A 23468-nucleotide genomic window follows, 5' to 3' on the forward strand; every position below is an offset into this window, starting at 1 on the left:
TCTTTTTAATTAGTTTTTGATTCCATTTTTGATTTCATTAAAGGATATATTGCCATTCCGGCAATAAATCCAACTATACATGGTATTACCCAGCCAAATCCATGTGATGCAAAAGGCATACTATTTACAAATCCATCAATAATACCTATATTACAAGAAGTATTTAAAGCTTCACATACACTATATATCAATGTGAATATTACCGCTCCTTTGTAAGCACCATCGTTTGGTATGATTTTCGAAAACACACCAAGAATAACTATTACAACAAGTACAGGGAAAATAGCGGTATATATAGGATTTGCATACATTACAATTTTGTCAACACCAACTAATGCCATTAAACTACTTATAACGCATAAACAACCTGCTGTAATTTTATAATCGAATTTGTCCTTGCTCAATCTTACAAAAAAGTCCGCTCCGGCTGTCGCTTGTCCGACAGCAGTTGTAAAGCAAGCAAGTATTACAGCTGTCCCAAGTGCGTTCATAGCCAGCTGACCTCCGATTTTTCTATTTATTGCTACAAGAAGTTCAGCTCTTCCAATATCAGATGGGAAAATACCACTTCCGCATGCACCCATATAGAACAGACCACCGTAAACTATAAATAGCCCGATAAATGCCACTATAGACGCTATGATCATTACCTTTTTCTTATCATTTCCTAAATATCCCTTATTCTGAATATTAGCTAGGAATACGCTTGCCATAAGAAAACTTACTAAAACATCACCTGTCTGATATCCTTGTAAAAGGGAATTAGTAAACGGATTTTTAAGTTCTGTACTTACAGGTGCTCCTATAGGACGTACAATACCCGCTATAATCAATATTAACAAAATAGTAACTAAAATAGGAGTTATATTTTTCCCGATCTTGTCAAGTGCTTTACCTCTATCTTTTGCGATAAAAAATACTAAAGCAAAGTATATAAGTACAAAAGGAGCATATGGTAAAGAAGGGAAAATTCCTTGAATACCCATTTCAACAGCCGTCGCAGCTGTTCTTGGATTTCCTACAAAAAGAACTATAAACATTACTGCCAAAATACATAAGTTATAACAGTTTTTGCTAACGTGTTTTGTTATCTTTTCGGCTGAGCCATGTATTCCGATTACTATTATTGACGCTATAGGTATAAGTATACCCGACATAGTTAAACCTAGAATACCCGACATATAATTAGTTCCACTTTGAAGTCCTAATATCGGCGGGAAAATTAAGTTTCCCGCTCCAAAATATGTTGCAAAAAGCGCAAGCCCTATAAATAAACCGTCAATCATTTTATTACGTTTATCCATTTATGTCACCTCATTTTAGTAGTAAATAATTAAAGCTTATCAAGAGCAGCACTGAATTCTGCAATGATATCGTTTGCCTCTTCAAGACCTATTGAAAAACGAAGCTGACCCATTGAGATTCCAACTGATTCCATTTCTTCTTTAGAGTATGCTCTGTGTGATGTTTTTGCAGGGTAAGAAATTGTTGTGCTTACTCCAGCAAGACTTGGTATGAACTTGATACTGTCACAATTTGCTATGAAATCGCTTGCAGCTTTCTCTCCGCCAGCAAAATCTACACTAATCATACCACCACATCTTCCATCAATAAAAAGCTTCTGTCCAAGCTCATAATACGAAGATGATTTAAGACCTGGATAGTAAACGTTTTCCACCTTAGGATGATTTTCAAAGAATTCTGCTACTTTAACTGCATTAGCACTGTGCTTAGCAATACGCATTTCAAGAGTTCTAAGACTTCTTGCAAGTAACCATGCATCAAATGGACTCATTGTAGCTCCATAAAGTGTGCTGAAACGACGTAATTCATTAATATTTTCTCGGTTAGAAATAATAGCTCCACCAATAATATCACTGTGCCCTCCAAGGAATTTTGTAGCACTATATACAACAATATCTGCACCAAGAAAAAGTGGCTTAGCTAATGCTGCTGTCGCAAATGTATTGTCAACAATAAGCTTACAGTTATGCTTGTGAGCGATTTCACTTATATTTGGAATATCCATAACTTCCATAAGAGGATTTGAAATTGTTTCTGTATAAATAACATTTGTGTTTGGCTTAATATATTTCTCTATATCTTCTTTTAAGAAATCAACGAAAGTAACCTCTACACCAAATCTTGTTATCTCATTTTGAAGGTAATCATATACACCTCCATAAAGAACTGGTGAAGATATAATATGATCTCCTGTTTTAACATTACCTATTATTGCGTTAATAATTGCTGCCATTCCTGATGAGAATACAATAGCATCATCGCAACCTTCCGCTGCTGCTAAAATCTCACATACACCCTCTGTTGTAGGATTTGACATACGTGAATAAACATATCCCTCTGCTGTACCATCATAAACAGCATCAAGTGATGGTACATCATCAAATGAAAAAACTGAACTCATAAAGATCGGCGGAACTTTAGGTACAGATACACCACTTAAAGCCTTTTTTGTAAATTCCACTTCCCCTGCATGAATAACTTTTGTACTAAAGCTTTTTTCTGACATAGTTAATACCTCCATTAATAATATTAATTAAATATTCATTTACTTAAAAAATTGTCAAGATATTATCCGGATTTAATCTCTAATGAATAAAATACTGCCCAAATACATAATGTATTTTTTTGTTTCATAGTATTTTATTGACTATAATCATTTTATCCCATATAATAAACCTTGTAAAATATCGATAATTCATTATTTTTTATAACTAAAAGATATAAGTAGGAGTGACACAAATAAAAATTAGGAGTGACATAAATGAAAATTCAGCAATTAAAATATTTAGTCGAAATTTCAAAATATGGTACAATTAATATGGCAGCAAAGCACCTATTTATTTCGCAGCCCGCAATAAGTAAGGCAATAAAAGAGCTTGAAAACGAATTGGGTATTGAAATATTTTACAGGGATAATAAAAAAAGGCTGCAGTTTACTACCGATGGAGCGGAACTGCTATGGTATGCAAGAGATCTTGTCGGACAGGCTGAAAATATTGAAAATACATTTCACAATAAGAGTAAAAATGATTATGTCCAGCTCACTGTATCTTCACAGCATTACACCTTCGTTGTCAAAGTGTTTATTGATTTTATAGACAAACATTCAAAAAACCCTTTTAAGCTTCTTTTAAGAGAAAAGACAACAACTCAAATTATTGAAGATGTTTTTACACTACAAAGCAATCTCGGAATTATTGTAATCTCTGATTCTACTAAAAAATTCATGCAAAAATATTTAAAATCAAAAGGCTTAGAATTTAATCAATTGGCAACTGTTGGATATCATGCATTTATTCGTACAGGTCATCCTCTCGCAAATCAGGAAAGCGTTACAATCGAAGAATTATCAAACTTTCCATTTGTAAGTTATGAACAGGAAAGCTGCTCTCTTGATTTTGCGGAAGAAGCAATAGTGCTCAACTCCAAACAGTCTATTAATGTTCTCGACAGAGCAACTATGAATAATATTATTTGCAATACCAACAGCTACAATATCGGCACAGGAATCTTAATGAAGAAAATAATAGAAGATGATATAATAAGCATACCTATAAGTGACTTAACAGATAAAATAGATATAGGCTGGATAAGAAATAAACACTATCTTACAAAGGAGGCTAAAGAGTTTATTGAGTTATGTAAAAAATACATGTAACTATTTTTTACTCATATTCTATAATCTCTCTGTTACCCTTAAAGCCTGTATTTTTCTGTAGTAATTTCTTACAGGTGTAATTATATACTAAACTTTACATTTATTTATACCTCAAATACAAACATTTTCACAGTGTTCTTGATTAATTATAAAAAAAACAGAGAAAATCTATTAGATTTTCTCTGTTTTTTTAATAGATTTTATTGTTAATATATAATAATAACTGAATTATCATGTTTTTTCTATGATAATATAGAAAACACATTTAGTCTTCCATATAATATTTTTCAAATATATCTCACTCTCTTCAAGCGTTGGGAAAAGTTTTGGATAGCCATCAATCGCTAACACTATTAAGTCGTCTCTTTTAACTCTATATCCCTTCAGTGAGTTCATATTAATTTGTCTCCCATTTAATATTGGATATCCAAACTCATTGTCCGTGTTTTCAAAAATTAGTTGCATTTCTAAAAATGGCAATATAAATTCCCTTCCTCTATCATGCTTTCTTAGTTGTTTAAGATTTACTCCGCTTTTAATAAGACCTTTTATTGCCATTGCACGAATTTCTGAGCTCAAATAATGCCTTATTTAGATTAGATAATAGTTGCTTTGCATCAATGCAATTCTGACATTGGTTTGTGTTATCTAAGCAACAGACTAAAACTCATAATAAAAAAGCCACAAAAGATGAAATAGACCATAAAAGTTGCAATACATTAGAATAATTACAATTTATAGTAGATAATTATATGGATTATTACAATAATTATAGATGTCAATGGAATTTAAAAAAGCTGACTCCTAATCAGTATAGAAGTCAGCTTTTAATGGCGGCTTAACCAGTCGTTTTTTCTAGTGCCTTTGACAAAGGGTCCATTTTATACAACACAGGATGTTGCTGAAAATACCATTGTAATATGAATCGGAATATCTAGCCAAAGTACTGACATACCCATAGATATAACTAGAAAAGCAAGTATCAAAAGTGTTCCTCCAAAACTAGGTCTAAATTTATTCTACTCCATTTTTAGCCTCCTTTAATCTCTTACCATTAATTTTACTCATTGTGTATACTATCAAAAATAAAATTAATATTCCAAGGGGTATAAAAATATATGGTTTTAATCTAAAGATACCTATTAGTAAAAGCATTAAAAATACTACACTTGCTACAGTTAAGCCATATGGTATTTGAGTCCTAACATGATCTATATGGTCAGCCCCAGCAAATATTGATGCCATAACTGTAGTATCTGATATAGGCGAGCAGTGATCCCCAAATATTGCTCCTGATAGTACCATTCCTGGTACTACCATTGCGTACGAAGCATCTCCAGTTACCTGGTATACTAAGGGAATTGCAATCGGTGTTATTATAGCCATAGTTCCCCATGACGTTCCTGTTGCAAATGATACTATCATTCCAAGTACAAATATTGTTATTGGAAGTATCCATGCCGGAACTGAATTCCCAAGTGCTCCTACTAAGAAATCCGCAAGACCCATTTGTTTTGTAACCTCTCCTAATGACCAAGCCATTAAAAGTATAGCAGCTGTTAATACCATCAGTTTTAGACCATCCATAAATGTATCCATCGTTTCTTTGAAATTCATTATCTTATATCCTAGTGCTAAAACTACTCCACTCATTCCCATAGCAAATGATCCCCAAAGAAGAGCTGTTACAGCATCTGCATTTTCAAGAGTTCCCATAAAGCCTTCTCCTGCTCTACCTGTATATATAAATCCAAATACAGTTGTAACTATCATAGCTATAAATGGAATTATGAAAGTAGCAAGTTTTGGCTCTACATCCTTAGGTTCACCAAGCTCACTACTTATATCAAGCATAGGTTGAGCTTCATCACTACAGAATTTACCTGTTTTTATAGCTCTGTTTTCAGCTTTTAGCATTGGACCATAGTCAAGACCTGTTATTACTATCATACCTACAAATACTAGTGTGAATATCGCATACATATTATAAGGTATACTACTTATGTACGCTTTCATAGGGCTTGCAATAATACCCGCAGCAACAAGGCCTTGACTTATCATACCTATTTGAAACGCTATCCAATCCGAAATAAAAAGTGACGCTGATGGAGCTGCAGTTGAGTCTAGTATATAAGAGAATTTTTCTGAAGATATTCTTTGTTCCTTCGCTATATCTCTAAATACATTTCCATCTATCGCAGCTATTAGGCAGTCATTTACACTTATACACATTCCAAGTAACCAAGCACCTATTCCAACAGCTTTTCTACTTTTTATTTTATTTCTAGCCCAAATAGAAAGAGCTTTACTTCCACCCATTTTCCATATAAAAGAAATTCCTACTCCCATAAACATTGTAAACATTATTAGTTTTGCATTTCCAGAATCACATAGTTGATTTATTACCGTTTCTAATGAAAATGATGTAGCAGCAAATACATTTCCCTTATACATTATCACTCCTGATGCAAATATACCCGCAAATAGTGAAGGTATAACCATCTTCGTCTTAAAGCACATTACTATGGCTATTATTGCTGGTACCAATGCCCATAATCCATAATTTCCTTCCACAACTAACTCCCCCCAGTATTCTAATTTAATAAATCATATCTCAATTATTATTAGATTCTAGGGAGATCTTTTAAGTGCTCTAACTTTTAACTGGATAAACTATCTCTTCCTTATATCCTACTACTACCTTAACATATCCACTTAGTAATTTATCAACTTCTTCACTATATGTATCAACGTATAAGGGTTGAAATTTTAAATTTTGTAATTTATAAAGTGTAGATACCACTATTATGTTTTCTTTGCCTATTTCTTTTATCACATTTGCACTTATCTGTTGGTTTCCCCTTCCAAGTAGGTAACCTTGACCACCTGTAGGAGTGATTATTAGCTTACATCTACATCCTTTTTTTGCTTCTAATATGTCTTTTTCATTAGCATCTAGCTTTATAATTTCTTTATTTTTTACTATATCAACTCCAAGTAGTGTGCTATCTAAATTTAGATTATCCAGTACAGCTCTTGTTGTAGTCCCTGGTCCTATTATATAAAGTGTATCTTTTTCCATGTTGTCAATTATAAAAAGTCCTATAGCTTTTTGTGAGGCTTCTTCACTTAATGGGGTTGGTGCCTTTTTATTTTGCATTGATTTTTTATCATTTGGAACTTTCAAATATCCATAAAGTTTAGTATTTACTTTTCCAAGTCTATACTCATTTTCGTCAATATCTACTACTTCTTTTTCTATACTTGATTTTATTTCATCTTCTATATATCTAAGAGCTGTTTTTCCACCTGATTTGGGATTTATAGCATATACTGAAGAATGTATTTTTACACCTGCTGGAATTCCTAGAGTAACTAATTTACTTCCTACAGATTTGTAAATATCTCTAGCAGTACCATCTCCTCCAACAAATAATAATATTTTTATATCTTTATTTAGCATCTCCCTACATCCATATATAGTATCTATTTTACTAGTACTATTATTACAATTGTTTCCAACTACTTCTACTTCAAAACCAAGTTTTCTGGCTTCATTTTCTCCCATATCACCTTTGCATGTAATAATCTTGATTTTATCTTTTATTGGTAATAGTTCTTTTAATGCGATTATTGCCTTTTTGTGTGATTTAGGAACTGATCCTAAATTTATTGCCTTCGTTAAAACTTCTTCTCCATCTGTACCTTTTAGACCTACACTTCCACCCATTCCTGCTATAGGATTTACTATAAGACCAATCTCTATCAAAAAAATCTCCCCTCTTTTGTCTTTTATATTATAAATAGGCGCACCATGAAACGTTTAAATAAATCCACGATGTGCCTATTATAATTATTGAGTAAAGCTAATTTTATTTTTCTACTTTTTTCTTATATGCCCTCCAAGTTATAGCCCATTTATCACTATCATCTAATTCTGATTCATCTACTTTGTGAATACTACTTCTATAAGGTGCATTTATTGCCATATTTGCATCTTCATAAGCTTCATCTAATACGTGTGTTAATGTCGCTATATATTCATCTATATCCTCTTTAGATGGAGTTTCCGTTGGTTCTAGAGTAATTGGTTCTTCTATATAGTATGGGTGATGACTAGTCCAGTAATGCATACCAAAGTCCATCATTCTTCTTTGTATATCTCCAGTCGTAACTGTAGTATCATCTCTTAATTTTTCTAAGGTATATCTTACTTGCTCTATTCTTTGTTTTCCTTTTATATACGGAGCATCTACTGCCTTATGCTTCATAAGTTCATTGAATAAGTAGTTATTATTTAAAACAGCAATTTTCGCAACTTCGTATAATCCATCAGCACCTAAGCTTCTTATCCAAGCATATGCCTTTAGCACTATTTGTGGTACCCCACTAAATATCCTAACTCTTCCTATACTATTTTCTAAATCATAATTTAAATAGTACTCTTCTTTATCAGTATTGTAATCTACAAGGGGAGCAGGTAAGAATGATGCTAATTTATCAACTACACCTACTGCACCTGTTGCCGGTCCACCACACCCATGAGGAGCTGAGAATGTTTTATGTATATTGAAGAAACACATATCAAATCCAGCTTCCTTAGCTCTAGTAACTCCTAAAAGGCCATTTGCATTTGCTTGGTCATAACAGCAAAGTCCTCCTACATTATGAACTAAATCTGTAAATTCTTTTATTCTTGGATTAAATACTCCTGTATCTTCTGGGTTTGCTACTATAAATGCGGCTGTTCTTTCTGATATTGCAGTCTTAAATGCCTCAAAGCCTGGATATCCATTTTCATCTGGGAATATTTTTATTATTTTATATCCTTTTACTGCTGGAGCTGCTGCATCTGATGGATGTGAATATATTGTAGTTATTATTTCATCTCTTACATCTGAGTCACCATTTTTATCATGATACGCTCTTACTATTGAAGCCATAGTCATTATAGCCTGGCTTCCTCCACTTGGTTGAAATGAGAATCTATCCATACCAGAGATTTCTTTCATATACTCTTCTGTTTTGCTCATTATTTCTAGTATTCCTTGAACAGTACTTTCATCTTGAAGTGGATGAAGTTCTGTCACTTGAGGAAGTCTTGCTAATTTTTCATTTATTTTTGGACTATACTTGACAGTACAAGTACCTTGACCTATCTCTACGTTTAAATCAGCTCCTAGAGTTTGTTGTGAAAGTCTTAGATAATGTCTAAGAACCCTATGTTGAGCTACCTCAGGTAAATCTACACTTTTTCTTATAAAATTTTTAGGAAGTACACTTACACCATCACCTACAGCGCTTACTACTTCACAATCAGCGCTTGGTGGTATTACTCCTCTTTCTCCTCTTTGAGATAATTCAAATATAATTGGTTCATCCCATTTAGCTTGATGAAAATTTCTAACTTTATAATCTCTATTTATAGCCTTCACTATTATCATCCTTTCCTTTAAATTAGTTTAATATATTTTTTAATTCTTCAACTAAAGTATCAATCATTTCCTTTGTATGAATTTCTGTTACACAGTATAATCCACACTGACCTAACTCTTTGTAATCTTCACTTAAATCTTTTCCAGCAAAAATTCCTTTTTCTAGTAACTTACTATTTATATCTTTTACTGCTTTATTAGTAGAATTAAAATCTAATATAAACTCTTTAAAGAATGGAGAATTAAACTTTAGGCTAACTCCATCTATTTCGCTTAATTTTTTAGCTGCATACTGGCTATTTTGCATTATAGTTTGACCTACTTCATACATACCCTTAGGTCCCATAAGCGATAAGTAAACACCTGCTGTAATACCAAGTAGCGCAGATTGAGTTCCGACAAACTCCTTACCTTGTTCTCTTAAGTTTCCAAAAGATGTTCTGTCATATGCAACATCACCAAAGCCGTACTCACCTTCAACATCTGTTGGAGCTATTCCAAATAATCTTGATGGATATTCAAGTACATATTCTTCTTCATCTCTAGTAGATATGAACCCTGCTTGTCCTCCTCCAAAGTTCATATGATTTCCTAAAACTTGAACGTCTCCTACTACTATATCTGCACCATATTGACTTGGAGGTGCAATTACTCCTAGAGATATTGGGTCAACGCCTACAATACTTATAGATCCAGCTTCATGAGCTATGTCTGATATTTCTTGTCCTTGAGTTTCTATAAATCCAAGAGCTGATGGGTTTTCTATATAAACTGCACATACATTTTCATTCATTTTGTCTTTTAAATCATTTAAATCTAATAATCCTGTATTTTTATCGTAATCAACAAATATAAAGTTGATGTCTGGATCACAGTAGTTTTTCATTACTAAAAATCTTTCCATATGTATAGTTTTAGGGACTAGGGCTTCTTTTCTACCGTTTATTCTTGATGCCATTCTAACTGCTGTTGATGCAGCTTGTGAAAGGTCAAATGTAGGAACACTAACTACATCCATATCTACTAATTCTGCTACTAAACTTTCATATTCAAATAAGCTTTGAAATCTTCCAAAATCATTATATGGTTCTCCGCCATAAGCTGTTAAAAATTCTGCTCTAGTATTAACTTCATCACATACTGCTGGCACATAATGTTGATAGCAACCATAACCTAAAAAGTTTAAATTATCTTCACAAGTAATATTTCTTTTAAGTATTTTTTCAATATGAGATTTTAGAGCATATTCAGAATGAATAGCTTTAGGCAAATTCATCTCTCTATTTAATCTTATTGAATCTGGTACTTCACTATGTAACTCATCTAAAGATCTTAAACCTATTTTTTGTAGCATTTCATCTTGAACTTCTTTAACTGAGTTTGGAATATATGGATGTGAATCTAATCCCTTTATAGACATTTTATTACCCCCTTATTATATATACACTAACTAATTCTTACGCTATTCCCCCACCATCTACAACTAGAGCTGTTCCAGTAACCCAAGTTGATAGATCACTTACTAAGAACAATACAGAATTTGCAATATCTTCTGGAATACCTAATCTTTCTAATGGTCTACCTACTGCTGAATCTTTAAAGAATTCATCTTTATTAAATCCTAATTGTCTTCCTTCTTCTTGTAGCATATTTGTAGCAGTATCTCCTGGATTTATTGAATTGACCCTTATATTATCTTTACCATGATCTATAGCCATAGCACGAGTTAAGTTTACTATTCCACCCTTAACTGCACAGTAAGCCGCTGCTTTATCTCCACCTTTTAATCCCCATCCAGAACCAGTGTTTATTATACTTCCTCCACCATTTTTCTTCATAATAGGTATAACAAATTTTGATAGAAGATAAGTTCCTTTAAGCCCTACTCCAAGAACAAAATCCCATTCACCTTCTTCTAATTCAACTACAGTTTTTCTAACTGTAACACCTGCATTATTAAATAATATATCTATTCTTCCATAATCTTTCTCAATTTGTTCTACAACTTCTTTTACATTATCATGTGAAGTTACATTACATTTATAAAATTTTGCTTCTCTCCCTTCATCTACTATGTTTTTTGCTTCTTTTTCTCCATCCATATTTACATCAAGCATCATAACCTTTGCTCCATAAGCTGATAGTAATTGTGCCGTAGCTAGCCCTATTCCTGATGCTGCTCCAGAAATTACTGCTACCTTGTTACTTAAATCTAGTACTTCTCTTCTATTCATCACAGTACCCCCCATTTAGTAAATAACATACTAAGTATATAGTCTACTTAATATACATTGTATATTCTTGATTAGTAAAAAATAACCTTTAATTATTTTATATATATTAATTTTCACTGCTTAAATTTAAATAATATTCATTTAAATGATATTTATTTAAATAATATTCATTTAAATGATATTTTTTTAATAAGTAAAAATAACAAAAAACTATGATTTTACATAATAAAATTATGAATCATAGTTTTATCTATCATTACAAGTTAGCATATAGCTTTTATAATCTCTTACTATATTTATGCTACTAACTAATAGTTTTTATGATACGGTTTTAATGATATGACTCTTTTGATACTTTTCTCATAGCTACTACACTTGATACTACTATCGCTGTTATTTAACTCATTGTAATACCATTTAGTATGATTAAAGGTGTAAATATGGATAAAATTAAAATAACTCAGACATAATATTTAACATATTTCTTCACCCATAAACCTTAAGAACTTCTCCTTTACTTCTTTATATCTATATCTACTAACAGGTATCTCTTCTCTACTTTCTAATATGGCAGTATTTGATTTTATATTTTCCACATAAGTTAAATTAACTAAAAAACTTTTATGACATCTTACAAATTTGTCTAGATTTAAGTCCATTTCTGTTATTTCTAAACTATACCTTACATAGAAATCCTTATTTATTGTATGTATTAACATATCCTTTTTTGAACTTCTATATATGTTATTTCATTTGAGTAAATCTTGTAAGTATTAGACTTATTTTTTATTAAAATATAATGATTTTTATTTTTTTCAATTTCATTAATACAATTTAAAACATGCTTTTTTAATTCTTCTAATTCTATTGTTTTTAGCAAATATCTATAAGCTCTTACCTCATAGCCTTCTTACATATAATCTATTAAATCCTGTGTTTCTTTTTCATCTTCACAAATTCCTATCTTAATCATAAATTCCTCATTATACACAATTTTTATCTTCCTTAATTTTGCATAACATTTTTTGCTTATTTATATCAATTATTCTTTCAATGATCTATTATTGTAATTCTAACATTGATTTGTGTTTTCTAAGAAACAGATTAAAATTCATAATAAAAAAGCCACGAAGGTAAAAACTTCATAGCTTAGTTTAAAATTTTTATAATATAGGTGTCGTGGGAATATTTACGTTCTTTAAATATATATTAACTTTTTCTGAACTATCAATATAAGCAAGTAAAACATCTGATATATTTTCAATACCTTTGTTATGTAATTGTTTTTTTAGCCATTTATTACTCTTTCCTATGGATTTTAAATGACTATCAAGTATTTTTCCATCAATAATGAGATTTACACATAGGCCTTTATAATCAGTTTTAGTATTTAAATCCTTTGGTGTTAATGGGTTGTTCATAGACTTAAGCTGAATACTTAGATTACCACTTGTCTCCAAAATAGCAAACTCAATATCTCCTATGTCGAATACATCTTTTAACCTACATTCTTCAAGCAAGTCATTAATATTCATCTTAGTCTTTTTTAATCCGCCTTCATTTATTTGACCATTTTGAATTAAAATAGTAGGTACTCCATCTAGTATTCTTCTTCCTAAATAACTCCTTAGACTAATAATAGAAAGTAGTATGGGAAAAATAGCATAAATAATCATACCAGTTATACCTTGTATGTATGAAATGGAATCATCTATAGCTAGTTCAGAAGATATTGAACCAATTGAAATACCCACAACGTAATCAAATAATGTTAGTTGAGATATTTGCTTTTTACCCATAATTTTTGTTAGTACAAACAATATACTTACTGATATTATGGATTTTAATGATACTTTAAATATTTCATTAATCATTTTTACACAGCTCCTTATCTATACTATATCTTTTCTTTCCCAATCAAAACTTATGCAATAAAAAATGTAGCTACTAAGCTTTTATACTTAGTAACTACATTCTATTTAGTATGCTACTATTTCTTTAATTATAAACTCTTTTCCGCTGAGTAAGTCCCAAGCTTTGCTATCACAATGTGGACATACTCCTTTGTTCTCTTTTATATTAAATACTTTATTGCAGCTTTTACACATTCCATTTCCAGGCATGACCTCTATTTTTAGCTCTGTATTTTGCAATATTGTATTTTCTATTGCTGCTGGATAACAAGCTTCTATATATTTAGGAATCATTGATGATAATTCTCCAATTTGCAATACTAATTTTTCTATTTTAGCTAAGTGATTTTCAACTGCAACTTTTTCTACAGTTTTAACAACTTCTATTACCACTCCTAGTTCATGCAAATTTTTCACCTACTCTCATTGTCTATCTACTTATTTTCAAAAGCTACTTCTCTATAAGCATTTACCTCTCTATAAATTTCATCTTTTAAAGGATTAAGTTTATTTTTTCTTATTTTTCTAAATTGATAAATAGCTAAAGCTGCATTAGCTACTAAAGACACTAGACTTACTACAAAGAATGCTGTTGGGTTATGTGTTGTAGGTACTGGTGCTATTCTGTCAGCAAATTGTGGTACAGTCATAATAAACATAATCCAAAGAGCTAGTGTTTGAGCACGATGTTGTAGCCAAGCTCCTTTTTTTATAAAGAATGTTGGTATAGTACATGAAAGTAATAATGCCGCTCCACAGTAAATAGAGTGATCTGATATACAGTTGTAAGTATAAGCAAAGTTCCATAAATCATAAGCTATTATCCATGCCCATATCATATCTGGCCATATCATATCCTTTGTTTTATCTTTTGATATGAATATTCCACACCAACCACATATTGTGATTATGTTTAATATTCCTGCTATACCATTCATAATATTCCATGGTCCAGAAATAGTCCAAAGATTATCAACTACTCCTCCTCCAGTTAATCCATAACTGAATATTTGAAAATCTCTTATTGCAGCTTCCAATATGTTCACTGCTAAAATAATTGCTGGAAGAGCCAATGCCCATTTTTTCTTTTGTAAAGATGGTATATATCTAATTGCCATAAACCAAACACATCCAGCTAGTGCAGAATATGTTTTTACCCAGTTAAACCAAGTTCCTGTTCCATATTCATTCCCTGCAGCTGCCGTAGTTGGCCATACATAAATTGTTAAAAATGTAGGTACTATTATAAATAACAATATTCCCGTCCATTTTGTTGATCTTCCAAGTTCATTAAAAGCCATAAGTGCTAATAATACAAATAGGAATATTGCCAATCCCTGAAATGTCATTTGTTCATATAAAATTCCCATAATAAGTACTCCTATCTATTGCTTTATTTTACAAATATATCCTTAACCTTCTTAGCTACAATTCTACCTTGACGTTTTATAGCTGTTTTAACTACTGCTGGTTTAAGATCTTCATAAGCTAGGCCTTCTGCGTCATATTTTCTGACTAAAGATATGGCATCAAACTTACATTTAGTAGTACATTGACCACATCCTACGCATATATATTCATCTACAACAGTTGCTCCACAACCTAAGCATCTTTCTGTTTCTTTTTTCATTTGTTCTTCTGTAAAAGTAATACGAATATCTTTGAATGATTCTTTTGCCTTTATATCTGTTTTATGCTCAGCTTTTTGTCTTGGTGTATTGTCATATCCTTCTATTTGTAAACTTTCTTTATCAAATTCATGATAATCTCTTCTATCACGTCCATTTACTAAACTTTGTCCTGGTTGAACAAAACGGTGAATTGAAATAGCACCTTGTTTACCTGCTGCTATGGCATCAATTGCAAATCTTGGACCAGTATATGAATCTCCACCAGCAAATATATCTGGCTCATTTGTTTGATAAGTGAATGAATCAGCTTTAATTGTATTGTTAGGATTTAACTCTACTTTACTACCTTCTAATAAATTACCCCAGTCTATACTTTGGCCTACTGAAATTAAAACATAGTCTGCATCTACTACTTTTACATCAGCTTCATCAAACTTTGGAGAGAATCTTCCATTTTCATCAAATACAGAAATACATTTTTTAAATTCTACTCCTACTACTTTTCCCTTTTCTGTAATTACTCTACTTGGTCCATAAGAGTTGTTTATTACTATATCTTCTTCTAATGCCTCTTCAACTTCTTCCTCTAAAGCTGGCATTTGTTCACGACTTTCTAAACAGAACATTTCTACACTGTCTGCTCCTACTCTTACAGCATTTCTTGCCACGTCTATTGCAACGTTTCCTCCACCGATAACTACTGCTTTTCCATTAAGTTTTACATCATTTCCTAAATTAACATCACGTACAAATTCTACCCCTGGGATAACCCCTTTTGCGTCTTCACCTTCTATATTTAATCTTCTACCAGCTTGTGCCCCTATCGCTACGTAAAAAGCTTTGTATCCTTCTTTTCTTAATTCATCTAAAGTAATGTCCTTACCTACTTCTACCCCTATTTTAAACTCTACGCCCATTTGTCTTAGTATTTCTATCTCTGCATTAACTACTTCTTTTTCCAATCTAAAAGAAGGAATTCCTAGAGTTAACATACCTCCTAGAGCCTTTTGTTTTTCAAATACTGTTACTTTATATCCGTCTATAGCTAAGTAATAAGCACATGAAAGTCCTGATGGACCACCACCTATAATTGCAATCTTTTTACCATAATCATGTCTCTTTTCAGGAATAAATCTATGCTCTTCTTTTAAATCTTGTTCAGCTATAAACTTTTTGATTTCGTCTATAGCAAGTGGTGAATCTAAATCCCCTCTTGTACAAGCTGATTCACACTTTCTAGGACAAATACGCCCGCATATTGCAGGGAATGGATTTTCTTTTTTTATAAGTTCTAAAGCTTCTTTGTATCTTCCTTGTGAAGCAAGTTTTATATATCCTTGAACAGCTATATGAGCAGGGCATGCAGTTTTACATGGACTTGTTCCACTTTCTACTACATCCTCTCTATTAGTCCTATAGTCTTCATTCCATCTTTCTGGCCCCCACTTAGTATTTCTTGGAGTTTCATTTCTTTCTATTTTGTCTACAACAGGTTTGCTAGAACATAGCTTTTGCCCAAGTTTTAGAGCATTTGTTGGACAGTTTACTACACATTCACCACAAGCAACACATTTGTCTTTATCTACTTTAGATACGTAGTTTGAACGTACCATATCAGAATTGGCAAACATATTTGCTCCTTTTAGTGCTAAACAAGAACATCCACAACAGTTGCATATGGCATGAGTTTTTCCAGATCCATCTAAGTTTGGTATTTGATGCATTAAACCGTTTTCTTCTGCTCTTTTTATTATTTCAAAAGCTTCTTCTCTAGTTATTTCTTTACCTCTACCTGTTCTTATGTAATATTCAGCTGCATGACCTAATTGAATACACATGTCTTCTTTTAGGTGACCACATCCTTCTCCCATACTTTCTCTTGCAGTACGACATGAACAATCTGATACTGAGAATTTATCACTATCATTTAGATATTTTGATATTTCTTCATAAGATGCTCTTCTTGTTTCACCATCTATGGCAGTTTCTATTGGAATAACACGCATAAGTCCTACTCCTGGAGGAAAACTTCCTGTCGATCTTGGTCCATTTTCTACTCCATAATCATGAAATGCCTTAGGAATTTGAGGATATTTTTTTGCTTGTTCCTTCTTATTAACCATCATTTCCATAATTCCTGGTACCCACGTTTCATACCAAAAAGTGTCTACACCATCTATTTCATTGACAAATACTACACCTATTTCTGATAATTCTAGTAAAAGATCACTACATCTTTCAACACTTTTACCACATAAAGGTGCTACCTTTTCTGCCGTTGTCTTTTGCCTAATTTTCATACAAAGTAAAACTTCTGCCATCTCATCTGTTACAACTGGTTCTAAAATTTTATAACGTGCATCTTCTACACCAAAATACCCTCTAGATCCTGGTTTCTTTCCACTTACTTGATTCGCAAATTGAAGAACCTTTTCTTTTACTGCCATAATAATCCCCCTCTAAATTTTATAATATATATTAATTATTCCACTCTTTTACTTCTTGTCTTACCCAATCAACCCATTCATCCATACCTTCACCAGTTTTTGCTGATATTGGTATAACTTTTATATTGGGATTTAATTTTTTAATATATTCTTTTACTAAATCTATATCAAAATCAAAATATTCCATAGCATCAATTTTATTTATTAAAACTACGTCAACAATTGAAAACATTAAAGGATATTTTAAAGGTTTATCATGTCCTTCTGGTACACTAAGGATCATGGCATTTTTTGAAGAACCAGTATCAAATTCTGCTGGACATACTAAATTACCCACATTTTCCAATATTACAAAATCTATATCTTCAGTTCCAAGTTCTACTAAACCTTGCTTTGTCATGTCTGCATCAAGATGGCACATGCCCCCTGTATGTAGTTGTATTACTTTTGCTCCTGTTTTTGATACAGTTGCAGCATCCACATCAGAATCTATATCTGCTTCCATAACACCTATTCTCATCTCATCTTTTAAGGATTCAATAGTCCTTAAAACTGTAGTAGTCTTACCTGAACCTGGAGAAGACATTAAATTTAATAAAAAAGTATTATCTTTCTTTAGGTCTACTCTAAGTGAATCCGCTTGTTTGTCGTTATTGCCGAAAACATTTTCCTTTATCTCGATTACTTTGTATTTATCCATAACTCTCCCCTTAGTATTTTGTTAAATTTGTAACATTATTTTATATAGAATAAGATTCGCCGAATCTCATTCTGTAATTAAAATATATCACACGTTACCATATTTTGTAAACATCCACTTAAGGTTTTTATCTATTTTTTAACACAAATAATATTATATATTTGCATTTTTTTGTGCTATACTAAATAATCATATAACTTACTGTATTAACATTGCAGTTTTATAAAGAGGTATTTTGCATGGAAAAATTAACAGATAGACAAAGACAAGCTATTGCAACTAAAATCAGAATCACTCAAGTAGCCACTGAACTTTTTAAGTTAAAGGGGTTTGAAAGTGTAAAAATTCAAGATATTTGCCAAGCTGCCGAGATTTCAACAGGAGCTTTTTATCATCATTTCAAGTCAAAAATGGAGATAATTAATACGGCTTATGAGCAAGTAGATATTCTAGTAATGGATCGATTTGAATCAAAATATTTTTCTTCTAACCTGGATAAATTGCTATTTCTTCTATGTGAAGGTGCTAAAATGATGGAGGAACTTTGCTGGGTATTTGTAGGTGAAATATACAAAAACTTACTTTCCATAGAAGGGAAGTATTCTACTAAACCTGATCGTCGTATTGCGTTAAAAGTTAAATCTATTGTTGAAGATTCATTGAAAAGTGGAGAATTAGATAATTCTATTTCTTCTGAGGATTTAACTATGATAATAATGAGAATCTCCAGAGGTGCTATATTTGACTGGTGTCTTTACCAAGGTAGCTATGATCTTAAATCCAGAATGGAATTTGACTTAAATCTAATACTTTCTAATTTTAAACTAAAAAATTCTGATGAAAAAGTTCGTCGTTAAGACGACTTTTTTGTTTTATTTTTAGATAATTTTTTAACATTGCCAACGTTGATTTTCCAATATTTTCAGCTTGTTTTTTATTTTGTCAGAATTATCAAATTATATTTTTACACTTGTTTTTTATAATTTAGTGGTGCTAACATTATAATAATTTTATGACTCATAAAATTGAATCATTATTAAATATTGGGGGACAGTAAGATGTTTTTATTTAAAGCTCAGCCAATAAGCAATTGGCTAATGTTATTATTAGTATTCGCAGTACTTATGCTGCTTAATGAATTCAGTCGTTGTTGGAAGTGGGCAGGATTCGCATGTTTTTTAGTTTTACCTATAATTTTAACAGTTTTTGTATGGCCTAAAACTACAAAAGATACAAGTGTTGGAACATGGTTTCACTTTGCAAAAGTTTATTCAGCTTTAGTTGGATGTATGGGATTTTGGTTAATTCGCTATGTTAAAGGTGCAATTAATCATAAATGGGTTTTATATTTCCCACCTTTAATACTTGCAATAAACATTATGGAAGCAGTTATACGTGATTTCCAAATTGGTGGATTAGGTTATAATGCACAAGTCTTTGAAGGTATGATGGTAACTAGTGGTGCTTGGAATTATATGAATGGTATTGCAGGTATTTTAAATATTATAACTATCACTGGTTGGCTTGGAATTTGTATTAGCAAGAAAAAAAGTAAAGATATGTTATGGCCAGACATGTGTTGGTTCTGGATTATAGCTTATGATTTATGGAACTTTGCTTATACATACAACTGTTTAGGAGATCATGCTTGGTATTGTGGTATAGCTTTATTATTTGCACCTACTGTATGTGCATTTATATTTGGAAAAGGTGCTTGGTTGCAACACCGCGCTCACACTCTTGCATTTTGGGTAATGTTTGCTATGACTGTACCATCATTTATAGACCAATCACAATTTTCAGTTAAAGCATCACAAAATACAACTGCACTATTTATAGTAAGCTTAATTGCTTTACTTGCGAATATAGCAGTATTTATTTATATGGCTTATAAAGCTAGAAAAACTAAGACGAATCCATATACAAGTGAACTTTATACTGATTTAGATTGTTACAAGGAAGTAAAAGCTTTAGCTTAAAAATACAAAGCCATTTATTGTTTTGAGTGAATATACTCCTTAAACAATAAATGGCTTTTTTGCAATTAAAACTATTTCAATTTCATTTTTTATCTAAAAAACAAATCCTATTTTTTATAAATTAAAATCAACACAGAAATTATTATCAATCTTATTATCTAGTATTTCTCTGTTTAAATTAATCCAACTTTTACATTTATCTAAAATAATAGCGTCACTACTGATAACATTATTCAATGTTTCTAAAGTTGAATCCACATTATTAATATTCATAACTTCCACTTCAAAATCAAAGTTTTTCAATAGTTCTTCTACTTTTTTCTTTAAATTTCCCGAATTAGAAACAGGTGCATCTAAGTAAAAATTAGCTTTTTTAATTTTATGTTTTTCTAAAGTTTTTCCTATTTGCATAATCGATAGTTCTGTTTTATCTATAATACGATATGTTCCTCTAAGCCCTGCTAAATCTCTAATCGTTCCATCCATGCACTTAATTAATAGTGAATTAGATAAAGCTACTTCCAACGTTATTATAGTATTAAATCCATCAATATTTACAATACTATTTTCCAGATTATCCTTAACCTCTTTGTCTTTTCTAATCTTTATATTTTTCTCAGGAGAAATTGATCTTGCCAAGGCTAATCGTTGTCTTTCTGACAATAAGTAGTGATTGCCAACAAAAACTGATGCTCCTTTTATGTTATAACCTTGATTTAATAAATAATATAAATCCTGTCCAGCCTTATATAATTTATCAAGGTACTTGCCTGTAAATTCTTTTTCATCACTTGGAAAATGTCCTCTTTTAACAACTTTACACATGGTTTTCACTCCAGTATTTTAATTAATTTACTTTATACTTCATAAACAAAATTATCAATTAATCTAGTTTTATTTATATATACAGCTATGCCAACTAATACGGATCTATCTATTACTTCTACATTCTGCAATGATTCTATATCAACTATATTAATATAGTCAATTTTTGCTAAAGGCTCACACTCTATAGTTTCTTTTATAATACTTAATAGGTCATCCACATTCCTTATTCCTTTTTCTATTAAATCTTTTCCTTTTTTTAGAGCTTTATTCAATATTACAGCTGCTTGTCTTTCTTTTTCAGATAAATATGTATTTCTTGAACTTTTAGCCAAACCATTTTCTTCTCTAATTATTGGACAACCTACAATTTCCACATTTATATTTAAATCTTTTACCATTCTTTTTATAATAAATAGTTGTTGTGCATCTTTTTGCCCAAAGTAAGCTCTATCTGGAGTAACTATGTTAAACAATTTATTTACTACAGTACATACACCTGTAAAATGTGTAGGTCTACTTTTACCACATAAATTATCTGTAAGACCACTAATATTTACTACTGTAGAAAAATCCTTATGATACATAACATAAGTACTTGGATGGAAAATCAAATCTGCTCCTGCAAGTGCACAAATTTCTTTATCTCTCTCTAAATCTCTAGGATAAGTTGCTAAGTCTTCCTTTGGTCCAAATTGAAGAGGATTTACAAAAATACTTACAACTACTTTGTCATTTTCTTCAGCTGCTCTTTTAATTAAACTTTTGTGACCATGGTGTAAATATCCCATTGTAGGTACTAATCCAACACTTAAGCCTTTCTTTTTCCATTCATTTACTTGTGCTCTTATTGCATCAATTTTGTCTATAACTACCATTATTTCAATCCCCTTAATATAGTTTTTCTATAACGTCTTCATCTATTTTAAAACCATGCTCTTCACTTGGGAAAGAACCATTTTTAACTTCATCTATATATGAAGCAAAGGCATTTCTCATTCTATCACCTAGATTTTCATATTTTTTTACAAACTTAGGAGTAAAGTCACTAAACATTCCAAGCATATCTTGATAAACTAAAATTTGTCCATCACACTTATCTCCAGCTCCTATTCCTATAGTTGGAATAGATAGTTTTTCAGTAACCATAGCTGCTAATTTTGATGGAACTCCTTCCATAACTACTGCAAAAGCACCTGCTTTTTCCACAGCTAATGCATCTTCAATTAATTTCTTAGCAGCTTCCGCACTTTTGCCTTGAACTTTAAATCCACCAAAGGCATTTACTGATTGTGGTGTTAAACCAATATGTCCCATTACAGGTATAGATGCTTTTACTATTGCTTCTATATGATCTGCAACTTCCACACCACCTTCTAATTTTACTGCTTGAGCTCTACCTTCTTTTATTAATCTTCCAGCATTAACTACAGCATCATAAACAGAAGTTTGATAAGACATAAAAGGCATATCAGCTACTACTAAACTATTTTTAGCACCCCTTGCCACTGCTTTAGTGTGGTGAATCATGTCTTCCATTGTAACTGATAATGTATCTTCATATCCTAACATTACCATTCCCAATGAGTCACCTATAAGTATTCCATTTATTCCAGAATTATCTACTGCTTGAGCTGTTGAATAATCATATGCTGTTAACATAGTTACCTTTTCATTTTTCAGTTTAGCCTCTCTAAATGTTACAACTGTATTTTTCATTATCTTCCTCCAAATAGTTTTGTAATTTTTTATAATCTCTATTTTCATTTTTAATTTTTGCTACTTCTAATAAATCTCTAGATAATAATTTATATAATTCTTTATCATTTTCATTTAAAACTTCACAGTGTTTTACAATAGTATCTAAGTCTCCTCTTTCTACTGGACCTGTCAAACTCTCTACTAGACCTTGTTTTTTAATATTTTCCACATTATTTTCTATAAGAGGAAAAAGAGCACTTAATGCATCCTCCCTAGAAAAATCACAAGTTTCTAAGAAATTAACACCCTTGTTTATTAAAGCCAAAACTAAATTACTGACTGTAGCACAAGCAGCATGATATAAAATCTTATTGTCGCTGGAAATAACACCTACTTGATTTCCTAAGTTTTTAAATAAACTCACAAAATAATCTTTAAATTTTTCATCACCTTCTATGGTAATAAACGCTTTTTGAAAATCTTTATAAGAATTATACTTGCTAGAAATAGCAAACATTGGATGGATAGAATAAGAATATGCACCGTAATTTTTCATATTTGAAAAGATTGTTGAAGAAATTGAACCACTACAATGGCAGATAACCTTGTCTCTTATGTTCAACTGTTTTAATTCATTGTACACCTGTTGTATCTGAGAGTCAGGTGTAGTAATAAATATAACATCACTGTTATTAACTAATTCATTTAAGTTTTGAAATTGTTTAGTATTTGTAAAAAATGCCGCTTCTTTTGAAGAATGCGGGTTCTTACTATAATACCCCATTACATTTATTTTATTTTCTTTTAAATATTTGCCTAAGGAAAAACCAACTTTCCCGGCTCCAATAAACCCAAATCTTATAGTTTCCACCTCCTATATAAGAGTGTGTTACTTTCAACTTCATTCAATCTTTATGATTA

At 31.3% G+C, this 23468-nt stretch carries 21 protein-coding genes and 1 pseudogene; 4 read left to right on the forward strand and 18 right to left on the reverse strand.

Translation table 11 applies throughout. The annotated features are described in order from the left end of the window. Positions 1-5 precede the first annotated feature (5 nt). The gene (locus K0039_RS01185) at positions 6-1304 is read right to left on the reverse strand and encodes a branched-chain amino acid transport system II carrier protein (RefSeq protein ID WP_228103236.1); all 1299 of its coding nucleotides are present in this window, start codon (positions 1302-1304) and stop codon (positions 6-8) included. Positions 1305-1333: 29 nt separating this feature from the next. Then, entirely contained in the window at positions 1334-2530 is a 1197-nt protein-coding gene (locus K0039_RS01190) for a trans-sulfuration enzyme family protein (RefSeq protein WP_228103237.1), read from the reverse strand. A gap of 255 nt (positions 2531-2785) precedes the next feature. Between K0039_RS01190 and K0039_RS01195 the strand changes: the two genes are divergently transcribed. Further along, entirely contained in the window at positions 2786-3682 is an 897-nt protein-coding gene (locus tag K0039_RS01195) for a LysR family transcriptional regulator (RefSeq protein WP_228103238.1), read from the forward strand. Between the two features lie 231 nt (positions 3683-3913). Here the strand turns inward: K0039_RS01195 and K0039_RS01200 are convergent, their stop codons facing one another. After that, the gene (locus K0039_RS01200; protein WP_228103239.1) at positions 3914-4261 is read right to left on the reverse strand and encodes a hypothetical protein; all 348 of its coding nucleotides are present in this window, start codon (positions 4259-4261) and stop codon (positions 3914-3916) included. 107 nt (positions 4262-4368) lie between these two features. Here K0039_RS01200 and K0039_RS24400 point away from each other — a divergent pair. After that, positions 4369-4524: pseudogene (locus tag K0039_RS24400) on the forward strand (IS3 family transposase); the annotation flags it as partial. Between the two features lie 172 nt (positions 4525-4696). On the opposite strand, the gene K0039_RS01210 reads toward K0039_RS24400, so the two are convergent. From K0039_RS01210 to hypB, 11 genes are all read right to left on the reverse strand, one after another. Further along, positions 4697-6256: a Na+/H+ antiporter NhaC family protein gene (locus tag K0039_RS01210; RefSeq protein WP_228103240.1), complete on the reverse strand. Its 1560-nt coding sequence runs from the start codon at positions 6254-6256 to the stop codon at positions 4697-4699. Between the two features lie 79 nt (positions 6257-6335). Then, positions 6336-7451, reverse strand: a complete 1116-nt coding sequence (locus K0039_RS01215) for an ATP-NAD kinase family protein (RefSeq protein ID WP_228103241.1) — start codon at positions 7449-7451, stop codon at positions 6336-6338. Between the two features lie 103 nt (positions 7452-7554). Further along, positions 7555-9117, reverse strand: a complete 1563-nt coding sequence (gene gcvPB, locus K0039_RS01220) for an aminomethyl-transferring glycine dehydrogenase subunit GcvPB (RefSeq protein ID WP_228103242.1) — start codon at positions 9115-9117, stop codon at positions 7555-7557. A 22-nt stretch (positions 9118-9139) separates the two neighbouring features. Continuing rightward, the gene (gene gcvPA / locus K0039_RS01225; RefSeq protein ID WP_228103243.1) at positions 9140-10537 is read right to left on the reverse strand and encodes an aminomethyl-transferring glycine dehydrogenase subunit GcvPA; all 1398 of its coding nucleotides are present in this window, start codon (positions 10535-10537) and stop codon (positions 9140-9142) included. Positions 10538-10574: 37 nt separating this feature from the next. Further along, positions 10575-11351 carry an SDR family NAD(P)-dependent oxidoreductase gene (locus K0039_RS01230; protein ID WP_228103244.1) on the reverse strand — a complete coding sequence of 259 codons (777 nt, stop codon included), beginning with the start codon at positions 11349-11351 and terminating at the stop codon, positions 10575-10577. A 473-nt stretch (positions 11352-11824) separates the two neighbouring features. Continuing rightward, positions 11825-12070: a LytR/AlgR family response regulator transcription factor gene (locus K0039_RS22120; protein WP_272491540.1), complete on the reverse strand. Its 246-nt coding sequence runs from the start codon at positions 12068-12070 to the stop codon at positions 11825-11827. Positions 12071-12514: 444 nt separating this feature from the next. Beyond that, positions 12515-13225, reverse strand: coding sequence for a DUF421 domain-containing protein (locus tag K0039_RS01240; protein ID WP_228103245.1), 711 nt, complete (start codon positions 13223-13225; stop codon positions 12515-12517). Between the two features lie 105 nt (positions 13226-13330). Beyond that, positions 13331-13672: a hydrogenase maturation nickel metallochaperone HypA/HybF gene (locus tag K0039_RS01245; RefSeq protein ID WP_228103246.1), complete on the reverse strand. Its 342-nt coding sequence runs from the start codon at positions 13670-13672 to the stop codon at positions 13331-13333. 26 nt (positions 13673-13698) lie between these two features. Next, positions 13699-14634, reverse strand: coding sequence for a DUF5692 family protein (locus tag K0039_RS01250; protein ID WP_228103247.1), 936 nt, complete (start codon positions 14632-14634; stop codon positions 13699-13701). Positions 14635-14657: 23 nt separating this feature from the next. Continuing rightward, entirely contained in the window at positions 14658-17342 is a 2685-nt protein-coding gene (locus K0039_RS01255; RefSeq protein ID WP_228103248.1) for an FAD-dependent oxidoreductase, read from the reverse strand. Between the two features lie 31 nt (positions 17343-17373). Then, positions 17374-18042 carry a hydrogenase nickel incorporation protein HypB gene (gene hypB, locus K0039_RS01260; protein ID WP_228103249.1) on the reverse strand — a complete coding sequence of 223 codons (669 nt, stop codon included), beginning with the start codon at positions 18040-18042 and terminating at the stop codon, positions 17374-17376. A gap of 239 nt (positions 18043-18281) precedes the next feature. On the opposite strand from hypB, the gene K0039_RS01265 reads away from it, so the two are divergent. Further along, on the forward strand, positions 18282-18899 hold the full coding sequence (locus K0039_RS01265; RefSeq protein ID WP_228103250.1) for a TetR/AcrR family transcriptional regulator: 618 nt from the start codon (positions 18282-18284) through the stop codon (positions 18897-18899). Positions 18900-19100: 201 nt separating this feature from the next. Beyond that, complete coding sequence (locus tag K0039_RS01270) at positions 19101-20021, forward strand: DUF5692 family protein (RefSeq protein ID WP_228103251.1); 921 nt, start codon at positions 19101-19103, stop codon at positions 20019-20021. 114 nt (positions 20022-20135) lie between these two features. Here the strand turns inward: K0039_RS01270 and K0039_RS01275 are convergent, their stop codons facing one another. The 4 genes from K0039_RS01275 to K0039_RS22220 are packed head-to-tail and all read right to left on the reverse strand — an operon-like array spanning position 20136 to position 23418. After that, complete coding sequence (locus tag K0039_RS01275; RefSeq protein ID WP_228103252.1) at positions 20136-20846, reverse strand: DUF434 domain-containing protein; 711 nt, start codon at positions 20844-20846, stop codon at positions 20136-20138. Positions 20847-20878: 32 nt separating this feature from the next. Further along, a complete protein-coding gene (panC, locus tag K0039_RS01280; protein ID WP_228103253.1) occupies positions 20879-21724 on the reverse strand; it encodes a pantoate--beta-alanine ligase in 846 nt (281 codons plus the stop codon). A 13-nt stretch (positions 21725-21737) separates the two neighbouring features. Next, the gene (gene panB, locus K0039_RS01285) at positions 21738-22565 is read right to left on the reverse strand and encodes a 3-methyl-2-oxobutanoate hydroxymethyltransferase (RefSeq protein WP_228103254.1); all 828 of its coding nucleotides are present in this window, start codon (positions 22563-22565) and stop codon (positions 21738-21740) included. Continuing rightward, positions 22540-23418 carry a Rossmann-like and DUF2520 domain-containing protein gene (locus K0039_RS22220; RefSeq protein WP_228103255.1) on the reverse strand — a complete coding sequence of 293 codons (879 nt, stop codon included), beginning with the start codon at positions 23416-23418 and terminating at the stop codon, positions 22540-22542. Before K0039_RS22220 ends, panB begins: the two co-directional genes overlap by 26 nt. Between the last annotated feature and the right edge of the window lie 50 nt (positions 23419-23468).

Source organism: Terrisporobacter mayombei (genome assembly GCF_020748465.1).
Classification (GTDB): domain Bacteria; phylum Bacillota; class Clostridia; order Peptostreptococcales; family Peptostreptococcaceae; genus Terrisporobacter; species Terrisporobacter mayombei.

Coding starts and splice junctions, on each gene's coding strand:
- K0039_RS01185 (WP_228103236.1), bottom strand. CDS start 1,304: ATGGATAAACGTAATAAAATGATTGACGGTTTATTTATAGGGCTTGCG.
- K0039_RS01190 (WP_228103237.1), bottom strand. CDS start 2,530: ATGTCAGAAAAAAGCTTTAGTACAAAAGTTATTCATGCAGGGGAAGTG.
- K0039_RS01195 (WP_228103238.1), top strand. CDS start 2,786: ATGAAAATTCAGCAATTAAAATATTTAGTCGAAATTTCAAAATATGGT.
- gcvPA (WP_228103243.1), bottom strand. CDS start 10,537: ATGTCTATAAAGGGATTAGATTCACATCCATATATTCCAAACTCAGTT.
- K0039_RS01230 (WP_228103244.1), bottom strand. CDS start 11,351: ATGAATAGAAGAGAAGTACTAGATTTAAGTAACAAGGTAGCAGTAATT.
- K0039_RS22120 (WP_272491540.1), bottom strand. CDS start 12,070: ATGTTAATACATACAATAAATAAGGATTTCTATGTAAGGTATAGTTTA.
- K0039_RS01240 (WP_228103245.1), bottom strand. CDS start 13,225: ATGATTAATGAAATATTTAAAGTATCATTAAAATCCATAATATCAGTA.
- K0039_RS01250 (WP_228103247.1), bottom strand. CDS start 14,634: ATGGGAATTTTATATGAACAAATGACATTTCAGGGATTGGCAATATTC.
- K0039_RS01255 (WP_228103248.1), bottom strand. CDS start 17,342: ATGGCAGTAAAAGAAAAGGTTCTTCAATTTGCGAATCAAGTAAGTGGA.
- hypB (WP_228103249.1), bottom strand. CDS start 18,042: ATGGATAAATACAAAGTAATCGAGATAAAGGAAAATGTTTTCGGCAAT.
- K0039_RS01265 (WP_228103250.1), top strand. CDS start 18,282: ATGGAAAAATTAACAGATAGACAAAGACAAGCTATTGCAACTAAAATC.
- K0039_RS01270 (WP_228103251.1), top strand. CDS start 19,101: ATGTTTTTATTTAAAGCTCAGCCAATAAGCAATTGGCTAATGTTATTA.
- K0039_RS01275 (WP_228103252.1), bottom strand. CDS start 20,846: ATGTGTAAAGTTGTTAAAAGAGGACATTTTCCAAGTGATGAAAAAGAA.
- panC (WP_228103253.1), bottom strand. CDS start 21,724: ATGGTAGTTATAGACAAAATTGATGCAATAAGAGCACAAGTAAATGAA.
- panB (WP_228103254.1), bottom strand. CDS start 22,565: ATGAAAAATACAGTTGTAACATTTAGAGAGGCTAAACTGAAAAATGAA.